This window comes from bacterium (genome assembly GCA_035308905.1).
Classification (GTDB): Bacteria; Sysuimicrobiota; Sysuimicrobiia; order Sysuimicrobiales; family Segetimicrobiaceae; genus DASSJF01.
The window spans coordinates 1-17,795 of record DATGFS010000048.1 but is presented as its reverse complement, the minus strand read 5'-3'; the positions used below and the strand labels follow the sequence as shown (position 1 = coordinate 17,795).

Below are 17,795 nucleotides of genomic sequence, written 5' to 3'. Positions count from 1 at the left end.
GGCGGCCCCGCAGCACTACGGAGACCTCACATTCCGGTGGGCACGAACTTGTCGCCCTTAATCATGTACGTGATGTAGAGCACCTGCTTCCGGTCGCCCTTCTGATCGAAGGTGATCTTGCCGGTCGCGCCGGAGAAGGCGTCGGTCTGATGGAGGGACTTGATGATCGCCGCCCGGTCCGCGCTCTTCGCGCGCTGCATCGCGTTGATCACCACGCCGACGGAGTCATACTCGAGAGCGGAGTACGGACCCGGATCCTGCTTCCACCGGGCCGTGTACCGGGTAATGAACGACTTGGCGGTCGCCTGATCCTGGGGCAGCGGGGTCGACGTGACGTAGACTCCCGTGGAGGCCGCACCGCACTCCTTGATGTACGTCGGGTCGTTGTTGGCGTCGCCCGCCATCAGCTTCCCGGAAACGCCCAGGTCCTTGAACTGCTTGCAGACGAGACCGCCCTCCGGGTAGTAGCCGGTGAAGTATGTCACGTCCGGGTTGAGGCTCTTCACCTTGGTCAGCGCCGCCGAGAAGTCTTTCTCGCCCGGCGTGATCGCGTCGAAGAAGACCACCTGCACGCCCATCATCTTCTTGAGGGCATCCTGGGTCGCCGTGGCCAGCCCCTTGGCATACAGCGTGTTGTCGTGGATGATCGCGACCTTCTTGGCGTGGAGATTCTTGGTCATGAAGCTGGCCGCGTAGGGGCCCTGCTGGTCGTCGCGGCCGATGACCCGGAACACGTTCTCGAACCCCTGGTCCGTCAGCTTGGGGTTGCTCGACGCGTCCGCCACGAACGCGACGCCCGAGTCGTGGTACACCGCGCTCGCCGGAATCGCGGCCGACGAGCAGTAGCCGCCCGCCACCGCGACCACGCCGGCGTCGACGAGCTTGTGCGCGGCGGTCACGGCCTGCTGCGCGTCGCACGCGTCGTCGAATGAGACGATCTCGAGCTTGCGCCCGAGGACGCCGCCCTTCGCGTTTTGTTCGTCCGCGGCCATCGTGGCCGCCTGGACGATGTCGGTGCCCATCTTGGCGTTCCCGCCGGACAGCGGGACCGGGACCCCGATCTTGATCGTGCCCGTCTGAGCGCCGGCGCCGGGAACCATGACGGACACCAGGAACACGAGCAACAAGCCGATCGCTAACCTGTTCCGCATGCTCGTCCACCCCTCCCCACGGTGATCGGCGCACGAACTGCGCCGCGCGCCCCTCGGCTTCTCCGGAGGCAGGTCGCAAATCCTCCCCGCCAGAAGGTTATTGGTCCGGGTCGGGCGCTATCCGGTCTACGCAGAACGGGGCCCTACGGTTTCGGGCCGGCGGCGCCCCGGCGCACGGCCGAATCGACGCGTCTTTGGAGGTGGGACCCATGGAGCATCCCGGAATCAGCCCGTCCCTGCTGGCCTGGGAAGAGACCATTCCGCCCCGCGGCGGCACGGCGTTCACAATCAAGGCCGGCCAAATCTGCCGGATCGTGGACCTCGAAGGCCAGCAGGTGGCCGACTTCATCTGCTTCAACCTGAACGACTACGTCGATAAGCTCTCGCCCGAGAACACGCAGCTCCTCAACGGCACACTCTTCCTGACCAAAGGACATCACCTCTACTCCACCAAGGCGACGCAGCTGATGACGATCACCGCCGACACCTGCGGGGTGCACGACATCATCAGCGGGTCGTGCAGCGAGTACACGAACTCGTTCCGGTACGGCGTGCGCGGCACGCCCAACTGCCGCAACAACTTCGAGCGGGCGCTGCGGCCCTACGGCATCCCGCTCACCGAGATCCCCTACTCGTTCAACGTCTTCATGAATACGCCGGTGGCCCAGGACGGCCGCACCGGGATCCAGGAGCCCAAGTCGAAGCCCGGAGACTACCTGGACCTGCGCGCGGACATCGACCTGTTGATCGCGATCTCCAACTGTCCCCAAGAACGCAACCCCTGCAACGCCTTCAAGCCCACGACCCTCCAGGTCGTGGTATACGAGGTGGAGCCGACAGGCAAGGGCGCGCCGGTTCAGTCCTCGGTCAAGGCCCGGTCCTAGGGGCTCCCAGCAATCCGAGCGCCCGCGCCACCCGCTCCGGCGTGATCGGCAGCTCGGTGATACGGACGCCGATCGCGTCCTCCACGGCGTTTGCGATCGCCGCGGCGGGCGGCCCGATGGGCGGTTCGCCGATGCCGCGCGCGCCGAACGGGCCCTTGCCCTCATGCGACTCCAGCAGGAGCGGCTCCACGTCCGGGACGTCGAGCGAGGTCGGGATCAGGTAACTGGCCAGGTTGGTGGACAGGTTGACGCCGCGGTCGAGCACGACCTCTTCCATGAGGCCGTAGCCGAGCCCCATCACGGCGCCGCCCTGGATCTGGCCCTCTACGCTCTGCGGATTGATGGCGCGTCCGACGTCGTGGCACGCCACGTGCCGCACGACGGCGACGGCCCCGGTCTCGGTGTCGACTTCCACCTCCACGGCGTGCGCGCCGAAGGTGTAGTCGGGAAAGATGCGCCCGCCCCCGCGATCGAGGTCGACCGGATCGCCCGCGGGGGCGTGATACACACCGAGATAGCTGCGGGAGACGCCGAGGCGCGCGCATTCTTTCAGCACCGCGGCCCACTCGAGGCGGCGGCCCGACGCGCCGGCGGCTCCGCCGTCGCGCAGCGTCACCCGGTCGAGCGGCGTCTCCAGCATCTGCGCGGCGACGGGCAGGACCTGCGCCCGCAGGCCGGCCGCCGCCTGCAGCACGGCGTTCCCGGACATGTAGAGCTGGCGGGTCGCCGTCGTCGTGCCGGCGAGCGGCGTGAGGGCGCTGTCGCCGATGTGCACGGCGACGCGTTCCACGGCGACGCCGAGGACCTCGGCCGCGATCTGGCACAGCGACGACGCCTGGCCGCCGCCGACATCCGGCACGCCGCTGCGGACGACCAGGGTCCCGTCCATCTCGAAGCCGACCCACGCGCTGGCCCAGTCGTGGAGCCAGACGATCCGTCCGTAGGGCTGGATGTTGCAGGCCAGCCCGCGGCCGGCGCGCCGGGCCGGCGCCGACGGAGCGCGCCGCGGTCCGAGCGCGGCCCACGCGCGCTGCGCGGCCTCCGCCACCCCGACGTGTGTCTCGAGCTCCTGGCCGACCGGCAGCCGGTCACCCTTGCGCAGCGCGTTGCGGACGCGGATCGCGACGGGATCCAGCTCCAGGCGGCGCGCGAGGCCGTCCATCTGCGACTCGTAGCCGAGCACCATTTGCATGCCGCCGAAGCCCCGCATCGCGCTCGTCGGCGGGTTGTTCGTGTAGACGACGCGCGCGTCGATTGTCGCGTTCGGAATGCGGTACGGGCCCGCCGCGGTGACCGTCGCGTACATCAACACGAGCGCGCTGAGGTACGCGTAGGCGCCCGAATCCGCGAGCAGCTCGACCTTCTGCGCCACGAGCGTGCCGTCGCGCGACGCTCCCGTCCTGTAGTGGAGCAGGAACGGATGCCGCTTGGGGCGGGCCAGCAGCGACTCCTGGCGGGACCAGATCATGCGAACCGGCCGCCGCGTCCGCGACGCGAGCAGGCCGAGGAAAACCTCGACCGTCACGTCCTCCTTGCCGCCGAAGCCGCCGCCGACGTACGTGCCGATGACGCGCACCCGGTTGTGGGGCAGCCCCAGGACCTCGGCGACGTCGCGGAAGTGCTCGATCACCTGCGTGGCGACCCGGATCGTCACGACGCCGTCGGCGTCGACCCACGCCACGCCGCATTCGGGCTCGAGGTAGGCGTGATCGATGAACTGACAGCGGTAGGTATGCTCGACGACGGCGTCGGCCCGCTCGAGCGCTGCGTCCGCGTCGCCGCACCGCACGTGCCACCGCGCGAGCAGATTGCCTTCCTCGTGCACGCGCGGGGCGCCGGGGCGGAGGGCCTCCTCCGGATCGAAAACGCCGGCCGCCGGTTCGTACTCGACCTCGATCGCCTCGAGGGCCGCGTGCGCCGCTTCGAGCGTCTCGGCCGCGACGAGCGCCACCGGCTCGCCCTGGTACCGGACCATGCGGTCGGCGAGCACCTGGATCCGGGCGCGGAGCGCGCCGACCTGGCTCGTCTGACCGGGCACGTCCGTCCACAGCGTGTTGTGCGGCACGTCGCGGGCCGTCAGTACCGCGGCGACGCCCGGCAGCGCGGCCGCGCGCGCGGTGTCGAGGCGCCGGATCCGCGCGGACGGATACACCGACCGCAGCACCACGCCGTGCAGCATGCCGGGCATCTGCCAGTCGGCCGCGTAAAGCGTCGCCGCCTGCACCTTGTCGCGCGCGTCGTGGCGCGCGATCGGGCGGCCGACGACCCGGAGTTCCTCCGCCGGACGGACCGCGACCGAACCCCCGCGGGCCGGAGACTTAGCCACGGCGGGCCGGCCCCGCGCTGGACGGACTCGGCGGCGCCGCGCCCGCCGACGCGGCTTCGATCGCGTCGATGATCTTGGCGTAGCCGGTGCACCGGCAGAGGTTCCCTGAAATCGCACGGCGGATGTCGTCGCGCGTCGGCCGCGGATGCTGTTGCAAGAACGCGTGCGCGGTGAGGAGCATCCCCGGCGTGCAGAATCCGCACTGCGCCGCGCCGTGGGCCACGAACGCCTCCTGCAGCGGGCTCAGGCTCCCGACCGGCGCGAGACCGCGCACGGTGGTCACTTGGCGTCCGGCGGCGCGGACGGCGAGCAGCAGGCAGCTGCTCACCGGCTCGCCGTCGAGCAGCACCGTGCAGGTGCCGCAGACGCCCTCCCCGCAGCCGTCCTTGACCTCGATCGCGCCGAGACCGTCCCGCAGCAGCGCGAGCAGCGTCTCGTGGGCGGCGACGCGGACCTCGCGCCGCTCCCCGTTCAGCGTGAACGCGATGGTCAACTCCGTCATGCCCGCGCTCCCTTCGCCGCGCGCGCGGCCGCGCGCACCAACGCCCGCACGGTCAGCACGCGGGTGAGATGCCGGCGGTAGTCGGCGGAGGCGTGCACGTCGCCGTCGGGCTCGATCTCGAGTTTGTGATCGGCGACGGCCTGCCGGAACGCCTGCTCCGAGGGCTCGACGCCGGCGAGCGCCTTCTCGACCGCCGCAAGTCTGACCGGCGCGGGTCCCGCGCCGGCGACGGCGACCCGCACGCGCGAGGCGCGGCCCCCGCCGTCCAGTTCGACCGCGGCCATCGCCGCCACGACGGCGAAGTCCCCGGCGCGGCGGGTGAACTCTTCCACCGCGTAGCCCGCGCGCCCGGCCGGAAGCGGGAGCCGGACCGCCGCGAGCAGCTCGCCCGGCCGGAGCGACGTCGAGAGCAGGCCGGTGAAGAACTCCGCCGCCGGAATCGCGCGCTCGCCCCCGGGGCCGCGCGCGACGAGGACGCCGTCGAGCGCGCGGACGACCGCGGGCCATTCCGCCGCGGGATCCGCGTGCGCCAGGCTGCCGCCGATCGTGCCCATCGCCCGGACGCGCACGTTGCCGATCAGCCCGGCGGCTTCCTGGAGCAGCGGACACGAACCGAGCGGCCCCTCGCCGAGCTCGAGCGCGCGGTGACGGACGAGCGCGCCGATCTCGAGCGTGTCCCCGTCGCGGCGGACGCCGCGCAGCTCGTCCAGCCCGTGGATGTCCACGACGGCGGCGGGCCGCACGAGCCGCAGCGTCAGCATCGGCACGAGGCTCTGTCCGCCGGCGAGGACCTTCGCGTCGTCGCCGAGCGCGTTGAGCGTCGCGAGCGCCTCCGCCACGGTCGCGGGCGCGTGATAGTCAAACGGGGCCGCGGGCATCCCTAGACGTCCCAGCCGCCGTCGACGACGATCTCGTGGCCGGCGATCTGCCGGCTGTCGTCCGAGGCGAGAAACACCACGGCGTTCGCGATGTCGGTCTCCGCGGTGAAGCGGCGCATCGCCATCTCCGAAACGTACTCGTCGAAGACGGCCTTCGGCGTCGTACCCCGCACCCGCGCCTTCTCCGCGATGATCGTCTGCATGCGGTCGCCCTCGACCACGCCCGGGAAGATCGCGTTCACGTTGACGTTGTAGGGGCCGACCTCCAGGGCCAGCGTGCGCGTCAGCCCGCGGACCGCCCACTTCGAGGACGAGTACGCGGCGCGGTAGCGGTAGCCGCGGAGCCCGGACGTGCCGGCGATGTTGATGATCTTGCCGTACTTCCGCTCGATCATCGACGGCACGAACGCGCGGCAGCAGAGAAACACCCCGCGCACATTGACGGCGAGCACGCGGTCCCATTCCTCGGGCGGGATCTTGTGCAGCGGCGTCTCGATCGGCCCGATCGTGCCCGCGGCGTTGACGAGGATGTCGGCGCGTCCGAACTCCTTCCGCGTCCGCTCCGCGAGCGCGGCCACCTGGTCCTCCCGCGTCACGTCGGTGGGCACGGCCAGATGGCGCGGCCCCGCTCCCTCGACGCGCGCGAGCCGCTCCACGAGGGCCGCGAGCGGCCCCGCGTCTCGCGCGGCGGCCACGACGGACGCGCCCTCGCGCGCGAGCGCCTCGCAGATCGCATCCCCCATGCCCTTCGCCGCGCCGGTGACGACCGCCACGCGATCCCGCAGCCTCACGCCTCGTCCCCCTCCCCGTTGGTCACGTACCCATTCGCGCGATCCGCCCGCCGCAGCTCCACGGGGCGCTCCTCCGCGGGACCGTATCCGCCGCCGCCGGAGCTCTCCAGCACGATCAGGTCGCCGGCACGGACGTCCCGGTTCTCCTTGCTGCCCACGGGGATCCGCTCGCCGTCGCGCTCGCAGGTGACGCGAAACGGCGCGCCGTCCCCGCCGCCGAAGACGCCCCACGGCCGCACGCGCGCGCGCTCGATCATCGTGGACAGCTCCGCCTGCCCGCACAGCACGCGGTAGGACCGGCAGAGGCCGAGCCCGCCGCGGTGGCGGCCCGGCCCGCCGCTGTCCGGCCGCAGGGCGCAGCGCTCCACGCGCAGCGGATATTCGCTTTCGATCACCTCGACCGGTGTGTTCATCACGTTGCTCATGTGCACCCGCACCGCGTTCGTGCCGTCCCGCCTCCGGCCGGCGCCCTCGCCGCCGCCGTGCACCTCGTACAACACGAATGGGCGGCCGTCCTCGTGGCGTCCGGCAAACATCACGAGGCCGGAGGTCCCGGGGCCGCCGGCGACGATCCGGTCCGGCAGCACCGGCGCAAGCGCGCGGAAGATCGCGTCGACGACGCGCTGGGATGTCTCGTGGTTGCCGCCCACCCTGGGCGCCTCGGGCCCCGGGTTCAATACGGTGCCGCCGGGAACGCGCAGCTGAATCGGCCGGTAGCAGCCCGCGTTCGCGGGTATCTCCGGGCCCAAGAGCGCCCGCACGGCGTAGAACACCGCCGACGCCGTCACGAAGCGCGTGGCGTTGAGCGGGCCCGCCGTCTCCGGCGCGGTGCCGTCGAAGTCGACGTCGAGGCGGTCGCCGGCGGGCCGGACGCGCACGGCGATGCGGACGGGACGCTCGTCGATGCCGTCGCCGTCCAGCCAATCCTCGCCCGAATACTCGCCCGCGGGCAGCGACGCGATCGCGCGGCGCATCAGGTGCTCGGACTCGTCGAGCATGCGCGCGAGGCACCCGTCCACCGTCTCCGCGCCGAAGCGCTCGAAGATCTCCCGCAGATGCTGCGCCGCCACGGCGTTGGCGGCGCATTGGGCGAGGATGTCGCCCCGCCGCTCCTCCCGCCCCCGCACGTTCGACAGCACCATCTCCAGCATCGCCTCGTTGGGCGCGCCGGCGGCGAACAACGGCACGGGCGGAATGCACAGGCCTTCCGCGTACCGGTCTCGCGCCGTCGCGACGTAGCTGCCGCGCCGCGCGCCGCCGACGTCCGGCCAGTGGGCGAGGTTGACGGCGAACGCGACCGCCCGGCCTTCGTGGAAGACGGGCGTGATCGCCTTCACGTCCGGCAGGTGGTTGCCGCCGACCTCCGGGTCGTTCGTGAAGTACACGTCGCCCTCGCGGAGCGAGGCCGCCGGCACCCGCCGTAGGAACTCCGTCACGGTAAACGCCATCACCCCGAGGTGGATGGGGATGTCGCGGCCCTGGGCCACGAGCTGCCCCCGGGCATCGGTGAGCGCGCAGGAGAGGTCGCCCGCCTCCTTGAGAACCGGGGACCGGGCCGAGCGCATCAGCACGGCGCGCATCTCCTCGGCGACGGAGAAGACCGCGTGCCGCACGACCTCGAGCGTGACGGGATCGATCGGCCGTCCGCGCATCAGGCCGCCTCGATCCACAGAAGACCCGCGGCATCGCACCGCAGCGCCTGCGCGGGCTGCACCACGATCGTCGACCACGCGTCTTGCAGGACGGCCGGCCCGGCCACCTGGGCTTCCGGACCGATCGCCTCCCGCGCATAGACCGGCGTCGAGACCCATCCGTGCCCGTAGAAGAAGACCCGCCGCTCGACGCGGCCGCCCCGCGACGGACCCTCGGCCGCCGCGGGCGGCGCGACGCTGTGCGACGGCACCACCGCGCTCACCCTGAGGTTCACGCATTCCACGGGCTCGCCGGTCTCGTAGTCGTACCGCCGCCGGTGCCGCTCCGTGAAGCGCCGCCGGATCGCGGGGGCGTCCAGCCCGGGCGCGACGCCGACTTCGAGCTCGTAGTTCTGACCGCGGTACCGCAGATCCATTGTGCGCTCCAAAACCACGCGGCCGGCTTCCACGCCGTCTTCGGCGAGCCGCGCCAGCAGGTCCGCCTCCATCCGCGCGAACGGCGCCTCCCACGTGTCGGGCCCCGCGGCGCCGAGATCGAAGCGCACCGTGCGCACCGCGTCGTACCGGAGGTCGGCGACGAGACAGCCGTACGCCGAGAACCCGCTCGAGCACGGCGGCACGAGCGCCCGCGGCATGCCGGCGATCTGAATGAGCCGGCCGGCGTGGACCGGACCGGCGCCGCCGTAGGCGATCAGGGCGAGGCCGCGCGGGTCGGCGCCCCGCTCGACCGACACCATGCGCAGCGCGCGCGTCATGGCCGCGTTGGCGATCTCGAGGATGCCGGCGGCCGCGTCCGGCACAGACATGGTGAAACGATGCGCCAGCGGCTCGATCGCGCGCCAGGCCAGGGCCGGGTCGAGGCGGAGCCCGCCCACCCCGGCGTCGGGGTCGAGATAACCGAGCACCGCGTAGGCGTCCGTGACCGTCGGTTCCTCGCCGCCCCGCCCGTAGCAGGCCGGACCGGGTTCCGCGCCGGCGCTCCGCGGTCCGATCCGAAGCGCGCCGCCCTCGTCGACCCACGCAACGGACCCGCCGCCCGCGCCGATGCTTTCCACCGCGAGCGACCGGAGGCGCACGGGCTGGCCCAGCACACGGCGCTCGGTGAGCGTCTCCACCTGGCCGCCGTGAATCAGGCAGACGTCGGTCGAGGTGCCGCCCATGTCGAGCGCGACCGCGTCGCCGATGCCGGCCGTGCCGGCGACGGCGCGGGCCGCCGCCACTCCGCCCGCCGGACCGGAGAGCAGCAGCGCGAGCGGAACGCGGCGCGTCTGGCCCGGCGCGGCCATCCCGCCGCTCGACTGCATCAGGCGCAGCGCGCCGCGCAGCCCGCGCAAGGCGAGACCGGATTCGAGGTCAGCCAGGAACCGGTCCGCCAGCGGAATCAACTGCGCGTTCACGCACGTCGTGTGCGTGCGCTCGTACTCGCGGAACTCGGGATTGACGTCGGAGGAGAGACACACGTGCGGAAGGACCCCGGAGAGGAGCGCCCCCGCCCGCCGTTCGTGCGCCGGGTTCGCGTAGGCGTGGAGAAAGCTGACCGCGACGGCCTCCACGCTCGCCTCCCGCAAGGTACCGGCGAGACGCAGCACACCGGCCTCGTCGAGCGGCACGAGCTCCTGCCCGCGGTGATCCAGCCGTTCCGCCACCTCGAAGCGCAGCGCGCGCGGCACCGCGGGGGGCGTCCGTCCGGGGACGTCGAGCCGGTAAAGATGGTCGCGCTGCTGCCGGCCGATCTCGAGGACGTCGCGGAACCCCTCGGTCGTCACGAGCGCGATGCGCGCCCCTCGCCCCTCGAGCACCGCGTTGGTGACCGCGGTCGTGCCGTAGGTGAGGCGCGAGACGCGCTCGCCCTCCGCGCAGACGCGGCGCAGGCCTTCGCCGAGCGCGCGCGACGGGTCGCCGGTGCTCGGCACCTTGCAGAAGCGCAGCGGCCCGCCGGAGGCCGGCCGCGCGACCACGTCGGTGAACGTGCCCCCGACGTCGACCCCGACGTCGACGCCCGCGCCTACACCGTCCGGCAAGGTCCCCGGCCGATTACGCGCTCACCTCGAACGCCTCGTGCCCGGCCGTCGTGAAGTTGAGCCCCGCCGGCAGCGGCACGATCGCGGACTGCACGTCCCCGCCCAGGATGTGGATCTGGTTGCCGACCGCCGCCATCGCGGCCTCGTGCCGCGGAATCAAGAGCGAGGGCAACTGGTACCAGACGTTGGCCGCCGGATCGTAGGCCTCGAACGCCCGGTACGCGGCGAGGTACTGATACGTCTGCAGCTCGCCGCCGGCAACGTAGATGCGCCCGCCGAGGGCGGCGGAGTTGAGGCCGCTGCGCGCCGTCGGCATGGCGGCCCGGGTCAGCCAGACGTCCGTCAAGGGATCGTACTCGAGGGTAAGATCGACGTTGCCCGGCATCGCGATGATAAACGCGCCGCCCAGCCGCCCCCCGATGGCGTAGACTCTGCCGCCGACGCTTTCGACCGCGAGATGGTTGCGGGCGATCGGCATCGGCGCGCGGGCCCGCCAGCGGTTGGCTACCGGATCGTACTCCTCCACCACGGCGAGCGAGCGCTGCGGGCTGCCGGGACGGATCGCCTGGTCGCGGGAGTTCGGCAGCGCGCCCGCGCCGCCGACGACGTAAATGCGCCCGTTGGCCAGCGTGGCGCCGGCCCCGCCGCGCGCGGTCGGCATCGGCGCGCGGGCCCGCCACGCGTCCGAGCCCGGATCGTATTCCCACACATCGTTGACCGCCACCCATCCGGGCGGCCCGGCCTGCGGCAGCACAAACCCGCCGAAAATGAATATCCGGCCGTTGAAGGCCACCATCGCGCCGTGGTGCAGCGCGCGCGGCATCGGCTTCTTCTTGGCCCACGCGTTGCCGGCCGGATCGTACTCGTAGACGAGTCCGGCCGGAACGAACCCCGGCCGCTGCCCCTGGATCGCGTACAGCTTGCCGTTGAGGGCCCCGCCGGCCAGCTCCGGCGTCGGCTCCGGAAACGGCGCCAGGGCGACCCATCGGCCCTGCGGCGTCCCGGTGCCCTGCGCGAGCGCCACCGACCCGGGCCCCACCCCTGCTCCCCACCGTCCCGGCCCAGCGCGTTCGACGGCGCCGGCCCCGAGCGCCCCCATTGCCGACGCGAGCAACGTGCGTCTCCGCATCGCCCACCCCCCGAAGTTGCCGCCCGCCCTCACGCCGACGGCGCGATCAGCGCGGGATCACCGGCAGCAGCACGAACGACCCGTGGGCCCCTCCGGTGTGCAGCGTGTTCCGGCCGCCGAACACCGACGCCGGCCGGTCGTCGGGATCGGCGTGGACGAACGGCCCCGAGCCACGGAACGGCGTCACGAAGGATCGGATTTCCTGGGCCGGTCCCGGCCGTTCGAAGTCGCGGCCGAGGATCGTGATCGAGAGGCGGCCGCCCGCCGGCACTACGATCGACGTCGGCCAGAGCTCGATGTCGAGCTCGTAGACCCGGCCGGGGAGCAGCGGCTCGGCATGGTCGTGCGTGTGATATGGACGCCACGGCGTCGACAGGCCCGGATCGAGCCGGCGGTGCGAGGCGCGCAGCCATCCGTTCGCGATCGGCGTGTGCGGATCGAGCGCCCCCTGGAAGTCGATCTCGCGGCCCGCGGGATCGAACGCCCTCAGGACGGCAAACACGTCGGTATCGCTCGTGCTCGACGAGAGAAAAATCTTCGCCGCCGCGGGGCCGGTGAATTCGGTCGCGTCCGCGAGCGGCGGCGTGGTAAAGGTGGCGCCCGAGCCGGCGGCTTCGTAGACGGCGTTCGCCGCGGCCGAGACGGGCTCCGTCGACAGGGTGCCGGCGTTAATTTCATGGTTGCCCGGAGCGCTTTGGCTCACGCCGTGGGCCCAGGGTCGGCCGGCGTCCAAGTACCACCGCCTCCACTGCGTGCGCGGGAGCGGCCACGCGTCTTCCGCCCGTTCCTCAAACCGGTCCGGGTGGCGAATTTGCAGCAGCACGCGCGGCTGGTCTTCCCAGCCGTTCGAGACGCCCTTGAGGTAATGGTCGAAGAAGCGCCGCTGCAGCGTCCGCCCGTAGTCGGTATAGAAGTGCGTCCAGTGTTCGAGGCCGTGGACTTCGAGCCATTTCTCCGTGGACGCGGCGCGCATGAAACCTTCGAAGTTGCCGCGCGGGTGCAGCCCCTGGCCGCCCCAGTTGGCGGCGGAGAGGAGCGGCACCCGCACCCGCGACCAGTCGGGAGAGCGCTCCCGATAATACGGCCCGTCGAGCGGCCGCGCCAGCACCGCGCCGCGAAGGTCGGCGCGGTTCGCCGCAAGCGTCTCGTCGGACAGCGTCTCGGGACCGGCGACCGGCTGTCCGGTGTTGGGGTTGACCGGGCCGCGATCGCCCACACCGTGCTGTACGGTGACGACCTGCTTCTTCATCCAGTTGCCCCAGAAATCGCAGACGATGCCGCCGTGGCGGGTCATGTCGCGGTACCAATCCGCCGCGCCCTCCCACGGACAGATCGCGGCGAGGTGGGGCGGCTGCAGCGCGGCGACGTGCCACTGGTTGATCGCGTAATACGAAATACCGGCGAGCCCGACCCGGCCGTTGCTCCAGGGCCTGGCGCCCGCCCATTCGATGCACTCGTAGAGGTCGCGCGTCTCGCGCGGGCAGAATGGATCGAGGAAGCCCGGGGAGCGGCCCGCGCCGCGCGAATCGACCCGCACGCAGACATACCCGTCCGGCACCCACTTCTCGGGGTCGGGCGTCTCCCAGCTCTGGTAGCGGCATGACGAGCCGCGCGACACGTCGGGATGCTGCTCCGCCATCCGGTTCCACTGGTCGGGATAGCCCTGCTGGAAGGGCAGCCCTTTGGCATACGGCCCGTAGGTGAGCAGGATCGGATGGCGCCCCTCGCCGTCCGGGCGAAAGATGTCGGCGCGCAGCACAATGCCGTCATCCATCCGAATGCCGGCGTCCCATTCGATCACCATGCCGCCGGTCCGGTCGATGCGCCAGGGCTGTTCCGTGGAGTCGCTCATCTACGGGCGCGGCTCGTCCACGCGCTTGGATGACATGGTTGCGCGTGGCTCGTCCACGCGCGCAGCGGCCGACCAGCCGCTGCTGCCCTTGCCGTCCACGAGGTTTTTGCTGCTCAGAAACACGCTGTCTTCGAGCGCGCGGACCTCGTGCACCACGTTCGGCGGCACGTGGATGACTTCGCCCGCCTCGACGGTCCGTTCCTCATCGCCGACGCGGGCCCGCAGCTTCCCCCGGAGGAGATAGATGATCTGCTCGTTCGGATGTTTGTGCGGCTCGGCGCCGGTTCCGCCGGCCATCCGGTACCGCCCGACCTCGATGATCGAACCGGTGACGGTGCCGCCGGTGGCGGTGGAGTAATGCGGCGAGATGACCTCGTCGGGCAGCGTGTCCCACTTGTGAAACGGCATCCTTGTCCCCCGTTCCCGGCGCTACCGCGCGCTGTTCGGCGACGCGGCGGTCCAGGGCTTTTCCACGAAAAACGTGCCGGCGTCGTCCTTGCTCGGGCAGTTGCCGTACGTGAAGATCAGCTCGGCCGTTTCCGTGTCGCTCAGGTTCTGCAGCCCGTGGATGACCCCGGCCGGAATGTAGACGAACTGGTTTTCCGTGACGACGTACTCCTTGCGGTGCTCGCCCATGAAGATGCGCAGGCGCCCTTTGCGGATGAAGAACGATGCCTCGCAGGTGTGGTAGTGTGCCTGGTTGCGGCCGCCCGGCGGAATGCGCGTCCGCCCCATCGTGATCGTGCGGGAGCCCACGCTGTGCTTGTCCACACCGAATGCGATGACGAGCGGCGGCTCGTAGGTGACGTCCGAATCGATCTTCTCCGAATCGACGATCGCGTACTCTGCCATGGGATCCTCCGCGCGTGAACGTCGAGGAGCAAAGCATTTCGACAGCCCGCGGCGGGCCTCCCTGCAGGGGCAGGAGATGCCGCGGCACGGACACGAAGCGGCAGGCGTGCCGGAAGCGCTGCGTATTCATCACGTCGGCATCATCGTCCGCGACGCCCAGGCGGCCGCGGAGACGTACCGCGCGGGTCTCGGCCTCGACGTGCTCGGCGTCGAGGACTACCGCGGCGAGGCCACGGTGGCGCTGCTCGGCGCCGGCGATACCCTCCTGCACCTCATCCAGCCGCTCACGGATGGAACGATCTGGGCCGCGGCGCTGCGCGACCGCGGGGAAGGCCCTCATCACGTCGCCTTCGAGGTCGCCGACATCAACGGCGCCGTCGCGGAGCTCGCCGCGGCGGGATTGCGCACGCTCGAAGACCGCCCGCGCCGCGATCCGGGCGGGGCGTTCGGCGTATTCCTGGATCCGCGGGACGGCGCCACGCTCATCGAGCTCGTTCAGGTGGTCCGGAGCTGACCGGTCTCCTCACGGTCTTCAGCAACGTGATCGGGCCGGTGCTGCTGATCGGCGCCGCGGGATACGCGCTCGGCCGCGCCCGCGTCGTCGAGGCGCAGCCGCTCACGGCCGTGTCCGTCGCGGTGCTCGTGCCGGCGATCTCCTTCTACGCCGTCACGACCGGGATCGGCGATCACAGCGTGCTGGCGCGGATGACCATCTACCTCATCCTGCAGCTGGTGCTGATCGGGGCAATCACCGCGGCGGTGGCGGCGGCGTGCGGCTGGGACCGCACGCGGCGCACCGGCCTCATGCTCGCGACGCTGTTCAGCAACGCCGGCAACGCGGGCCTGCCCCTCGCGCTGTTCGCCTGGGGTACCAGGGGGCTCGCCGCGGCGCTCGCGTTTTTCGCCGTGCAGGCCGTGATCGTGAACATGCTCGCCGCCTACCTCGCCGCGCAGGCCGATTCCGGCGCGCGGCGCGCGCTCCGGACGCTCGCGCGGCTGCCGGTGACCTACGCGGTGGCCGTCGGTCTCGCGCTCGACGTCCTCGGGATCGTTCCGCCGGCGCCCGTCGCCAAGGCGGCCGAACTGCTCGCAAACGGGGCGGTCGCGGTGATGCTGCTGCTGATCGGCGTGCAGCTGGCGCAGGTCCGTCCCCACGGCGAGTGGCCGGCGATCACCGTGGCGACGGTCATCCGCCTCGGCGCCGCGCCGGTCCTGGCGTGGGTGACCGCGCCGTGGGTGGGGCTCGAGGGTGTCGCGCGGCAGACCAGCATCCTGCAGTCGAGCCTGCCGACCGCGGTGACGGCCGCGATCTGGGCGTCGGAGTTCGGGGCCGCGCCGGCGCTCGTCAGCGGCGCCGTGATCGTGACGACGCTCGCGAGCCCGCTCCCGGTCGCGGTTCTCTTGACCCTGCTTCGCTAGCGCCCCGCACGACGGCTTCCCCGCGCAGCGCGTCGACGAACTGGCGGGCCGCCCGGCACGAGCGCCCGTTGTGCCATTGGGCCCACGTGAGCGCGCGCCGGTGGAGATCCTCGCGCGGCACCTCCAGGCCGAACTGCGCCGCCAAGCCGTCCACGACTTTCAAGTATCGGTCCTGATCCGGGACGAGGAACGGCGCGTGGATGCCGAAGCGGTCCGCGAGCGATAGTTTTTCCTCCGCGGCCTCCTGCGGATTCACCTCGTCTTCGAGCGTGTCCGTCTGGCGGTCGGAGAACCGCTCCACGACGAGGCGCCGGCGGTTGCTGGTCGCGTACAAGACGACGTTGTCGGGCCGCGCCTCGAGGCCGCCTTCGAGGACGGCCTTCAGCGCCTTGTACTGCGTTTCGTGCTCGTCGAACGACAGATCGTCGACGAACAGGATGAACCGCTCGCGGCGGCCGCGCAGCAGCGCGAGGATGCGCGGATAGTCGCCGAGGTGATCCTTGGCCACCTCGACGAGCCGCAGGCCGGATCCCGCGTATTCGTTGGCCAGCGCCTTGATCGTCGAGGACTTGCCGGTACCCCGGTCGCCGTACAGCAGCACGTTGTTGGCGGGGCCGCCCGCGACGAACTGCCGCGTGTTCTCGAGGACCGGTTCGCGCTCCAACTCGTAATCGACAAGATCGGCCAGCCGCACGGGATCCGGTGAGGTCACCCCTTCGAGGCGGCCCGCCCCGCCGTCGCGCACCCAGCGAAACGCCCGGTACCGGCCGAACAACCCCACGCCCTCCGAGGCGAAGTACGCGGCCAGTTCGCGCGCGAGCGGCGGCCACTCCCGCGCCGCGTGCAGCCGGCGCATCATTCTGAGGCGCGCCGGATTCGCCGCGGCCCCGTCGAGCGGCCGGAAGCCGTCCCACGCGACCGCCGGCCGTCCCGTCAGACGTGATGTGGCCTCGAAGAGCGCGGCCCCGCCGTCGCGGTGACAGATCGCCAGCGCGGCGAGGTCGGTCCGCACCTGCGCCACCAGCGCGGGGCCGAGCGCGCTCCACGGCGCGCGTTCCGCCTTGTGACTGAACGGGTTGTCGTCGTCGAGAAGCCGCCCGACGAGATGCGTCTGCCATGCGTCGCCGACGAGCGCCGCCGCGCCGAGCTCCGTCTCCGCGGCCAGCAGCGTGAACAGCCGGGCGTACGCGGCCGCGGCCCGCTCCGCATCGGGAGTCTCCCGGACCAGCGCCGCGACCAGGGCCCGCCAGGCCTGACCCGCCGCATCGTCGAGCACGCCCCGCAGCACGACAAGCGACTCGGCGGCGCGCGCCAGTCCCCGCCATCCCGCGGCGCGCTCCCGCGCGGACGACGCCCGGCGCGTTTTCCGGCGGAATCGCGGCTGAGACATCCGCTACGCGCTGAGCGCGGCCGGCGGCTCGGCGGGCTTGAACTCCGGCAGCTCGGGCCGGATCAGGTCGACGTACTTGAGCCCCGCGCCGGTATTGAAGAGCACGACCCGTTCGTCTTTGCGGACAAGTCCGTCGCGCACCATCGCCTTGAGCGCGCCGTAGGTGGCCGCGCCTTCCGGGCACGCAAACAGGCCGTCCTCGCGGGCGAGCTCCTGCATATCGCCGAGAATCGATTCGTCGGTCACGCTGTAGGCGGTTCCGCCGCTCTCGCGCACGGCGCGCAGGATCAGGTAGTCGCCGATCGCCTGCGGCACGCGCAGGCCCGCGGCGATCGTCTGCGCGTCGCGCCACGGCTCCGCCTGCTCTTTGCCTTCCCGATAGGCCCGCACCATGGGCGCGCAGCCGGCCGCCTGCACGACGACCATCCGCGGCCGCTTGGAGCCGATCCAGCCGAGCGCCTCCATCTCCGCGAACGCCTTCCACATCCCCACAATCCCGGTCCCGCCGCCCGTCGGGTAGATGATCACGTCGGGCAGCGTCCAATCGAGCTGCTCCGCCAATTCATAGCCGAGCGTCTTCTTGCCCTCGGCGCGATACGGCTCGCGGAGCGTCGACATATCGAACCAGCCGCGGCTTGCCCCGGCCTTCCGCAGCGCCGCGCCGGCGTCCGTGATGAGCCCGTGAATCAGGTAGGTGTGCGCCCCGTACGTCACACACTCGGCCTTGTTGGTGTGCGGGACGTCCACCGGCATCACGAGATAGAGCTCGAGGTGGGCCCGGGCGCAGTAGGCCGCGGCCGCGGACGCCGCGTTGCCGGCGGACGGCATCGAGATCGTCTTGACCCCGAGCTCCCTGGCCTTGCTGATCGCCGCGGAAAGGCCGCGCGCTTTGAAGGAGCCGGTCGGGTTGAGACCCTCTTCCTTGCAGAGCACGTTGGTGAGTACCAG

Annotated in this window: 16 protein-coding genes; 3 read left to right on the top strand and 13 right to left on the bottom strand. The window is 71.7% G+C overall.

Annotated features, from left to right (window positions below):
• Positions 1-26: 26 nt before the first annotated feature.
• Positions 27-1,151, bottom strand: a complete 1,125-nt coding sequence (locus VKT83_14140; protein ID HLY23600.1) for a branched-chain amino acid ABC transporter substrate-binding protein — start codon at positions 1,149-1,151, stop codon at positions 27-29.
• A 209-nt stretch (positions 1,152-1,360) separates the two neighbouring features.
• Between VKT83_14140 and VKT83_14135 the strand changes: the two genes are divergently transcribed.
• Positions 1,361-2,035 (top strand): urea carboxylase-associated family protein, encoded by a 675-nt coding sequence (locus VKT83_14135; protein ID HLY23599.1) that lies wholly within the window; start codon positions 1,361-1,363, stop codon positions 2,033-2,035.
• Here the strand turns inward: VKT83_14135 and VKT83_14130 are convergent.
• The 10 genes from VKT83_14130 to VKT83_14085 are packed head-to-tail and all read right to left on the bottom strand — an operon-like array spanning position 2,019 to position 14,038.
• Complete coding sequence (locus VKT83_14130) at positions 2,019-4,361, bottom strand: xanthine dehydrogenase family protein molybdopterin-binding subunit (GenBank protein HLY23598.1); 2,343 nt, start codon at positions 4,359-4,361, stop codon at positions 2,019-2,021. The genes VKT83_14135 and VKT83_14130 overlap by 17 nt on opposite strands.
• The gene (locus VKT83_14125) at positions 4,354-4,863 is read right to left on the bottom strand and encodes a (2Fe-2S)-binding protein (protein HLY23597.1); all 510 of its coding nucleotides are present in this window, start codon (positions 4,861-4,863) and stop codon (positions 4,354-4,356) included. The genes VKT83_14130 and VKT83_14125 overlap by 8 nt, the downstream gene beginning before the upstream one ends.
• Positions 4,860-5,741: a xanthine dehydrogenase family protein subunit M gene (locus VKT83_14120; protein ID HLY23596.1), complete on the bottom strand. Its 882-nt coding sequence runs from the start codon at positions 5,739-5,741 to the stop codon at positions 4,860-4,862. The genes VKT83_14125 and VKT83_14120 overlap by 4 nt, the downstream gene beginning before the upstream one ends.
• Positions 5,742-5,743: 2 nt before the next feature.
• Positions 5,744-6,532, bottom strand: coding sequence for an SDR family oxidoreductase (locus tag VKT83_14115; GenBank protein HLY23595.1), 789 nt, complete (start codon positions 6,530-6,532; stop codon positions 5,744-5,746).
• On the bottom strand, positions 6,529-8,184 hold the full coding sequence (locus VKT83_14110; GenBank protein HLY23594.1) for a hydantoinase B/oxoprolinase family protein: 1,656 nt from the start codon (positions 8,182-8,184) through the stop codon (positions 6,529-6,531). The genes VKT83_14115 and VKT83_14110 overlap by 4 nt, the downstream gene beginning before the upstream one ends.
• Positions 8,184-10,205 (bottom strand): hydantoinase/oxoprolinase family protein, encoded by a 2,022-nt coding sequence (locus tag VKT83_14105; protein ID HLY23593.1) that lies wholly within the window; start codon positions 10,203-10,205, stop codon positions 8,184-8,186. The genes VKT83_14110 and VKT83_14105 overlap by 1 nt, the downstream gene beginning before the upstream one ends.
• Positions 10,206-10,218: 13 nt before the next feature.
• Positions 10,219-11,334 (bottom strand): kelch repeat-containing protein, encoded by a 1,116-nt coding sequence (locus tag VKT83_14100; protein HLY23592.1) that lies wholly within the window; start codon positions 11,332-11,334, stop codon positions 10,219-10,221.
• A gap of 46 nt (positions 11,335-11,380) precedes the next feature.
• Complete coding sequence (locus tag VKT83_14095) at positions 11,381-13,186, bottom strand: CocE/NonD family hydrolase (protein HLY23591.1); 1,806 nt, start codon at positions 13,184-13,186, stop codon at positions 11,381-11,383.
• Positions 13,187-13,594, bottom strand: coding sequence for a cupin domain-containing protein (locus VKT83_14090; protein ID HLY23590.1), 408 nt, complete (start codon positions 13,592-13,594; stop codon positions 13,187-13,189).
• A gap of 21 nt (positions 13,595-13,615) precedes the next feature.
• Positions 13,616-14,038 (bottom strand): cupin domain-containing protein, encoded by a 423-nt coding sequence (locus tag VKT83_14085; protein HLY23589.1) that lies wholly within the window; start codon positions 14,036-14,038, stop codon positions 13,616-13,618.
• Between the two features lie 76 nt (positions 14,039-14,114).
• Between VKT83_14085 and VKT83_14080 the strand changes: the two genes are divergently transcribed.
• Both VKT83_14080 and VKT83_14075 read left to right on the top strand, forming a co-directional pair.
• Entirely contained in the window at positions 14,115-14,552 is a 438-nt protein-coding gene (locus VKT83_14080) for a VOC family protein (protein ID HLY23588.1), read from the top strand.
• Positions 14,553-14,578: 26 nt separating this feature from the next.
• Positions 14,579-15,457 (top strand): AEC family transporter, encoded by an 879-nt coding sequence (locus tag VKT83_14075; GenBank protein ID HLY23587.1) that lies wholly within the window; start codon positions 14,579-14,581, stop codon positions 15,455-15,457.
• Here VKT83_14075 and VKT83_14070 read toward each other — a convergent pair.
• Both VKT83_14070 and VKT83_14065 read right to left on the bottom strand, forming a co-directional pair.
• The gene (locus VKT83_14070; protein HLY23586.1) at positions 15,384-16,847 is read right to left on the bottom strand and encodes an ATP-binding protein; all 1,464 of its coding nucleotides are present in this window, start codon (positions 16,845-16,847) and stop codon (positions 15,384-15,386) included. The genes VKT83_14075 and VKT83_14070 overlap by 74 nt on opposite strands.
• 3 nt (positions 16,848-16,850) lie before the next feature.
• Positions 16,851-17,795, bottom strand: a 945-nt coding sequence (locus VKT83_14065) for a threonine synthase (GenBank protein ID HLY23585.1), incomplete at its 5' end; no start/stop codon positions are given.